General features: G+C 63.0%; 8 protein-coding genes. 2 read left to right on the top strand and 6 right to left on the bottom strand.

Annotated elements, in window-relative coordinates:
• Positions 1 to 204 (bottom strand): DUF6460 domain-containing protein (locus tag AC1DT3_RS09435; RefSeq protein WP_477464996.1); only part of this gene is annotated, 204 nt, incomplete at its 3' end.
• A 91-nt stretch (positions 205 to 295) separates the two neighbouring features.
• On the opposite strand from AC1DT3_RS09435, the gene AC1DT3_RS09430 reads away from it, so the two are divergent.
• Positions 296 to 1,237, top strand: coding sequence for an alpha/beta hydrolase (locus tag AC1DT3_RS09430; RefSeq protein ID WP_477464995.1), 942 nt, complete (start codon positions 296 to 298; stop codon positions 1,235 to 1,237).
• 9 nt (positions 1,238 to 1,246) lie between these two features.
• Here AC1DT3_RS09430 and AC1DT3_RS09425 read toward each other — a convergent pair whose 3' ends face one another.
• The 4 genes from AC1DT3_RS09425 to AC1DT3_RS09410 form a co-directional block, all read right to left on the bottom strand.
• Positions 1,247 to 1,918: a response regulator gene (locus AC1DT3_RS09425; protein WP_477464994.1), complete on the bottom strand. Its 672-nt coding sequence runs from the start codon at positions 1,916 to 1,918 to the stop codon at positions 1,247 to 1,249.
• Positions 1,919 to 2,142: 224 nt separating this feature from the next.
• Positions 2,143 to 2,601, bottom strand: a complete 459-nt coding sequence (locus AC1DT3_RS09420; protein WP_477464993.1) for a secondary thiamine-phosphate synthase enzyme YjbQ — start codon at positions 2,599 to 2,601, stop codon at positions 2,143 to 2,145.
• Positions 2,598 to 4,304, bottom strand: a complete 1,707-nt coding sequence (locus AC1DT3_RS09415; RefSeq protein ID WP_477464992.1) for a cisplatin damage response ATP-dependent DNA ligase — start codon at positions 4,302 to 4,304, stop codon at positions 2,598 to 2,600. The genes AC1DT3_RS09420 and AC1DT3_RS09415 overlap by 4 nt, the downstream gene beginning before the upstream one ends.
• Positions 4,301 to 5,362, bottom strand: a complete 1,062-nt coding sequence (locus AC1DT3_RS09410; protein WP_477464991.1) for a ligase-associated DNA damage response exonuclease — start codon at positions 5,360 to 5,362, stop codon at positions 4,301 to 4,303. The genes AC1DT3_RS09415 and AC1DT3_RS09410 overlap by 4 nt, the downstream gene beginning before the upstream one ends.
• Before the next feature lie 100 nt (positions 5,363 to 5,462).
• Here AC1DT3_RS09410 and AC1DT3_RS09405 point away from each other — a divergent pair, with 100 nt between their 5' ends.
• Positions 5,463 to 6,395, top strand: coding sequence for a methyltransferase domain-containing protein (locus AC1DT3_RS09405; protein ID WP_477464990.1), 933 nt, complete (start codon positions 5,463 to 5,465; stop codon positions 6,393 to 6,395).
• Here the strand turns inward: AC1DT3_RS09405 and AC1DT3_RS09400 are convergent.
• Positions 6,392 to 6,673, bottom strand: a 282-nt coding sequence (locus tag AC1DT3_RS09400; protein WP_477464989.1) for an SDR family oxidoreductase, incomplete at its 5' end; no start/stop codon positions are given. The genes AC1DT3_RS09405 and AC1DT3_RS09400 overlap by 4 nt on opposite strands.

The following is a 6,673-nucleotide window of genomic DNA, read 5'->3' as shown; positions in this document are numbered from 1 at the left end:
ATAAAGCACCCACCGCCCGACTTCCTTTACGGTATCGAAACTGACGTCGAGCACGGAACGGATCCAATCGAAGATGCCCTCGATCAACCCGATCGGCGTAATGCCGAGGAAGGCCATGAAAGCACCGACGAGGAGTGACAAGAAAATCAGCTTGGCGAGCACAGAGGCTGGTGAGCCGCCGAGAAGCCGGTTCATGTTGGACATCCTGCGATCCTTCCTAAAGCGCGCTGGACCAGGGCGCTCCCGCATGCTTCATCGCAAGGGTCAAGGATGAAAACAACCCCGCCGGCGGCCCATGATTGACTCGAAGCTTCTCGATCCCGTCGCGATCAGCGACGAAATCCGTGCACAAAATGCCGAGATCGTGGCGAAGCTGACGCAGCTTCCCGATTCGTGGTCCGTTCCGCCGTCCGTCGTGCGCGAGCGCCGGTTGCAGGGCCTCGGACCGTTCCCGCTCATGCCGACCAGTCCACGGGCCGTGACCATCACGATTCCTGGGCCGGCCGGGCCCCTGGCGTTGCGGGTGATCGCACCGGAAAACCCGCGCGGCGTCTATCTGCACATTCATGGCGGCGGCTGGACCTGGGGCACGGCCGATGAGCAGGATCCCTGGCTCGAGCGGTTGGCCGAGCGCAGCGGATTGGCCGTCGTTTCGGTCGAGTACCGGTTGGCACCGGAAGACCCGTATCCGGCGGGACCGGATGATTGCGAGGCCGCGGCTTTGTGGCTTCTCCGCGAGGCGGAGAGCCGCTTTGGGACGTCGCGGATGTTCATCGGCGGCGAATCAGCGGGTGCCCATCTATCAGCGGTCACCATGCTGCGACTGCGCGACCGGCATGGGTTGCAGCCGTTTCGGGGCGCAAACCTGTTCGCGGGCTGTTACGACCTGTCCATGACCCCCAGCGTGGTCAATTGGGGCGCAGAGAAACTCATTCTCAACACCCGGGATATCGCTTTCTTCACGGAGAATTTCTGCGGCCCGGAGCGGGATCGTCGGCATTCCGACATCTCGCCGCTTTTTGCCGATCTGGACGGATTGCCACCGGCGCTGTTCTCGGTCGGCACGCGGGATCTTCTCCTCGACGATACGCTGTTCATGGCCGCCCGCTGGGCCGCGTCGGGCAACCAGGCCGATCTCGCTCTCTGGCCCGGCGGATGCCACGTGTTCATCCGCTTCGACAGCGGGTTGACCGAGGACGCGCTGACCCGGATCGACCAGTTCATCGAGAGTTTGTAGGGAAGAGACCTATTCGGCGCTGGCCGGGGAGGGGCGCTGCGTCACGCCGATCTTGGCGGCGGCGATCACCGCCTGGGTGCGGCTGTCGACGCCGAGCTTGTCGAGGATAGCCGACACGTGGGCCTTTACGGTGGCTTCGGACACACCGAGCTCATAGGCAATCTGCTTGTTCAACAAGCCTTCGGACAGCATGGCGAGAACCCGGACCTGCTGAGGCGTCAAGGTTCCGAGCCGGCGCACGAGATCCGCCGTCTCCTTGTCCTCGGTGGCGGTCAGGTCCACGTCGGGCGGCGTCCAAGTATCGCCGGCGAGCACCGCTTCGATCGCGCCGCCGATATTGTCCACATCGACCGATTTGGGAATGAAGCCGGATGCGCCGAACTCCATGGCCCGGCGGATGACCGTCACTTCCTCGTTGGCGGAAACGATGACGACAGGGATTTCGGGATATTGGGCGCGCAGCGAAAGCAGACCGGAAAAGCCCTGGACACCAGGCATGGTCAAGTCGAGCAGGATCAGGTCGACGTCGCGCTCGCTGCCGAGCAGGGCGTTGAGCTCCTCCATCCCGCTTGATTCGACCACGCGGGCCTTCGGCATGACCGAACCAACGGCCTGCCTCAACGCGCCGCGAAACAACGGATGGTCGTCCGCGATCACGATCGTGGTGTTTTGACCCTGCACCCTGTCTTCTCCCACGCAGCCCCCATGAGCCTTAACCGCAACCGGCCCTGAATATCAAGGATCGGGACGACAGCCATGACCATTCCAATTGGAAAGTGCAAGTCCTCTCGCGGGCGATCCGCCGATGAAGCCGAAGCGCGACGATAAACCCTGGGGCCGCTGGCAATTTACAGCATGTTCGGGCGAATGGCGCAGTCCAATTTGGGTTGAGGTGTGAGGAGGCGTCAGGCGCCGATGAGATGGAACACGATTTCTCGCCGATGGGGGCTGTCCCGGTGCTCGACCAGGTAAAGGCCCTGCCAGGTACCCAGGGCCAACTGACCCTCCAGCACGGGGATGCCGAGCGAGGAGCCGGACAACATGGTTCTGATATGGGCCGGCATGTCGTCGGGTCCCTCCGTGTCGTGCACGTAAGGAGCGTCCCTTGGCGCGAGGCGGTCGAACGCCGTCAAAAGGTCCTTGCGCACGTCGGGGTCGGCGTTTTCCTGGATCGTCAGCGAGGCTGAGGTGTGACGGCAGAAAACCGTGAGCAGACCGTGCAGGATGCCGGTGGCGAAAATCCACCGCGAGACGGCCTCCGTCAGATCGATGAATCCCTGACCCGTCGTTTCGACCAGAAGCCGCCCGCTGGCCTGTTGCGTGACGCTGCCTTCCGTAAGGGCCTCGATGGTAAGCGACTTCATGCTTCTTTGCCCTCCGACGGAAAGATTTCCTGCTCGCCTCGCGTAAGAATTTTCTCCAGCGTTTCGATACGGTCAGCTTCGGCCGCTGGTTTGTCCCAGCGGATCCGGTTGATGCGTGGAAAGCGCATGGCGACGCCGGATTTGTGCCGCGTCGAGCGTTGCAATCCCTCGAAAGCGACTTCAAGGACCAATCCGCGGTCCTTGCCGTATTCGACCTCACGGACTGGGCCGAAGCGGTTGACGGTGTTGTTGCGGACGTAACGATCCAGCTTCAGCAATTCCTCGTCGGTGAAGCCGTGATAGGCCTTTCCGACCGGGACCAACTCCTCGCCGTCCGCGCCGTTGCGCCAGACGCCAAAGGTGTAATCAGAGTAGAAAGATGATCGCTTCCCGTGGCCGCGTTGGCCGTACATCATCACCGCATCGACGAGATAGGGATCGCGCTTCCACTTGTACCAATACCCTTTGGGGCGGCCCGGAAGGTAGGGGCTGTCCGCGCGCTTCAGCATGCAGCCTTCAATGGCGTCGGCGTCCGGGCCGGCACCCACTGCACCCGGGTCGGCACGGGCGGCGGCGAGGTCGTCCCACGTGGCGAAAGGAACGACCGGAGACAAATCGATGCGCGGGTCTCCGAGGCGAGCGACGAGAGCCTCCAGCCGCCGGCGGCGTTCGACGAACGGCAGGTCGCGCAAATCCTCGTCACCTTCGGCCAGAATATCGTAGACCCGCAGATGCGCGGGGAACTCGGCCATCAACTTCGCGGTCACGGCTTTGCGATTGAGGCGTTGCTGCAGAACGTTGAAGCTCTGGACGAGGCCATCCCGAACGATGAGCAGTTCGCCATCCAGCGCCCCTTCGAAAGTCAACGTCTCGACCAGATCCGGAAATGCGCGTGAGACATCGTCGCCGGTGCGCGAATAGATCTTACGTGTTAGTTGGTCATGAGAGTTTCGGCCTGCGACGGCCTGAAGTCGGATCCCGTCCCATTTCCATTCGGCGACGAAGTCGGCCGCGTCGAATTTGCTGAAATCCTCTTCTTCGACGGGGTGGGACAACATCGGCGGGCGGAAGGGCGCCGGATTTCCGGATTCGGGTTTCGGGCCTCGTCCTTCGAGCCATGCGAACAGATCTTCGTAAGGCGCTTCCAACCCGTGCCAGATGAGCTCGATCTCATCCGGCTCGAGACCCCCCAATTGAGCAACCGCGGTTTTCGCGAGGCGGGCGGATACGCCGACGCGCAATTCGCGCGTGATGAGCTTCAGCAAAGCCCAGCGACCGGTTTCGTCGAGCGCATCGAGCCATCTGGCGACTTGCGCCGGCAGCTCGCTTTTGCCAGCGCTCGCAAGGGTCTCGACGACCTCCGTCAGGGAAGGGGCGTCGGGCGGGTTGTTATGACCGATGGTGGGCTCCGGTGATCCGCTCGGCGCATTCGGTGCCGGCCAGATCAGCGCGACGGTTTCGGCGAGATCGCCGACATAATGGTAGGACATCCGAAACAGGATCGGATCGACTCGCTCTTCCACCAGCCCGCGGATCAAGCCGGGTTTGGCCTGTTTGAACATCAGCGCATCGGTCATCGCGGCGAGAGCGTAGCCGCGGTCAGGATCCGGCGTATGGCGGAAGTAATCCACCAGGAGGCGCAACTTGGCATTCCGGCGTGGCTCGTAACCGAGCCTGTCGAGAAGGGCGGCGAAACGCTTCATGCAACGTCCCCTGCTTGCTCTGCCTCGGGCCTCGCTTCGGCATCCTCCACCTCGCCTTCGTCACCGTAACCAAGCATGTGCAAGGGCTTTGCCCGGATGCCCTGAACCTCGCACCAATGGACGAGTGCGTCCTCTTGCCCATGCGTGACCCACACTTCGCCGGCGCCGGTCTCGACCACGGTGCGACAGAGGTCGTCCCAATCTGAATGATCTGAAATGACGAGGGGTAGTTCCACTCCCTTCTGCCGGGCGCGCGCACGTACGCGCATCCAACCGGAGGCGAAGCACGAAACCGGATCGGGAAACCGGCGCGACCAGAGATCCTGAATGGACGAAGGCGGACACAACACGATCGCTCCGGCGAACTGCGTTCGCGGCGTGTCGGCAACGAGTGGAGTATCGCCTAGYAACACGCCCTCGCTTTTGTAGAGCGTCGTCAATCGCTCCATTGCTCCGTGGAGGTAGATAGGCTCGCCGTAGCCCTCTTCCCGCAAGAGCGCCATGACCCGTTGCGCCTTGCCCAGTGCATATGCGCCGACCATGTGGGCGCGGTCGGGAAAAAGCGCTACGGAATCGAGAAGTTTTCGCACTTCCGCTCGGGTATCCGGATGGCGGAAAACCGGAAGGCCGAAGGTCGCCTCCGTGATGAAGACGTCGCACCGCACCACTTCGTAAGGGAGACATGTCGGATCCTCGGCCCGCTTGTAATCTCCCGAGACCACAATTCGGGTCGCCCCCGCCTCGATGGCGATCTGGGCCGAGCCAAGCACGTGGCCGGCCGGGGTGAATCGGACGACGACGTCGCCTATGCGCAGGTCCTGCCCGAGAACTGCCTCCTGTGTCGTTCCAGCAAAGTCCGTCCCATAGCGGGCGGCCATGATGCGTAGGGTTTCGCGGGTGGCGAGGACGGAACCGTGGCCGGCGCGGGCATGATCCGAATGGCCGTGCGTGATCAACGCCCGCTCGACCGGCCGCGTCGGATCGATGTGAAAGCCCCCGAGCGGGCAATAGAGCCCCTGCGGCGTCTGAGTCAGAATATCGGTCGAGCGAAGAGCCATGAGGGCGAGATATAGGGGGCGCGCTTGCGAATTTCAGCCTGACAGCGGTTCGCCGAAGATCGCCGTTGACACGTCAAGCGCTCTCCCCGCATGCAAAACCATGATGTTCTCTTCCACCTCCCGTTCTTCCGGCGACATTCTCGCCGACCGCCGCTACGAATATGCTCGCTCGGCGTTCGAGGAGAAGGATTTCGTGGCTGCGGCCGATCTGGCGCGCCAGGTGCTCGAACTGGCGCCCCATTTTGCGGCCGCCCATGCGCTCCTGGGCCGGGCCAGCGCGGCCACCGGCGACCGGGAGAACGCCCTCGGCGCCCTTCGCCAAGCGCTTGTTCACGAGCCGGATGACGCCCTCGGCGTGAGGCTCGATCTGGCCAAGCTTGGTGCGCTTGCGACTGAAGACGCCATCAGCGAGGGCTATGTCCGCGCGCTTTTCGACGAATATGCACCGAAATTCGACGCGCACCTGACTGGAAATCTCGCCTATCGGGCGCCCGAACTTCTCTTCACCGCATTAATGCGCGTGTGCGCGTCGGGAAACCGACCGTCCGTATTTCCGGAGGTGGTGGATCTCGGTTGCGGAACGGGTCTGATGGCCCGTGCTCTCGCGGGCCGGTACGAAACCATTGCGGGCGTCGATCTGTCTCCTCGGATGCTCGATCTTGCCCGCCGAACCGGCCTTTACGACGCGCTGCACGAGATGGACCTCGTCGCCTACCTGCGGCAATGCACGCCGGGGCGCGTCGACCTCATTCTTGCGGCGGACGTTTTCGTCTACATGGGCGCGCTCGAAGCCGCGTTTCGGGTCGCGCAGCGCGTGCTCAAGGATGGCGCCTTGTTCGCTTTCACCGTCCAGGCGACGGAAGGCGACAATTTTGTTCTCGGCGACGACGCGCGTTATGCGCATTCAGAAGCCTATCTCCGCAGTCTCGCTGCCGAGACCGGCTTCGCTGTACTGGATTTCCAGCGGGTTTCCAGCCGAGAGGACCGGGGAGCCCCGGTCCCAGGATTTCTGCTGATCCTGTCCCGAAGCTAGGAATTCTTCGGCGTCGAGGGATGCGGCGCATCCTCGTAGCAGCCGAGGACCGATTGATCGAAATCGATGATCGAGCCTGTCATCAGGCCTGATTCCCGGCTCGCCAGGAAGGCGACCGTGCGGGCGACTTCGGCGGGATCGAGCAGACGGCCAAATGGTTGCGACTTGGCGGCTTCGTCGAGCCAGCCGTCCTGCGCGCCGTGATAGGTTCGCATGATGCGGTCTTCGCCGGGCGTGCTCATCCAGCCGATATTCAGGCCGTTCACGCGGATCCGCCA

Source organism: Microvirga sp. P4_G7 (assembly GCF_056401005.1).
This window is presented reverse-complemented; position numbering and strand designations above follow the sequence as displayed.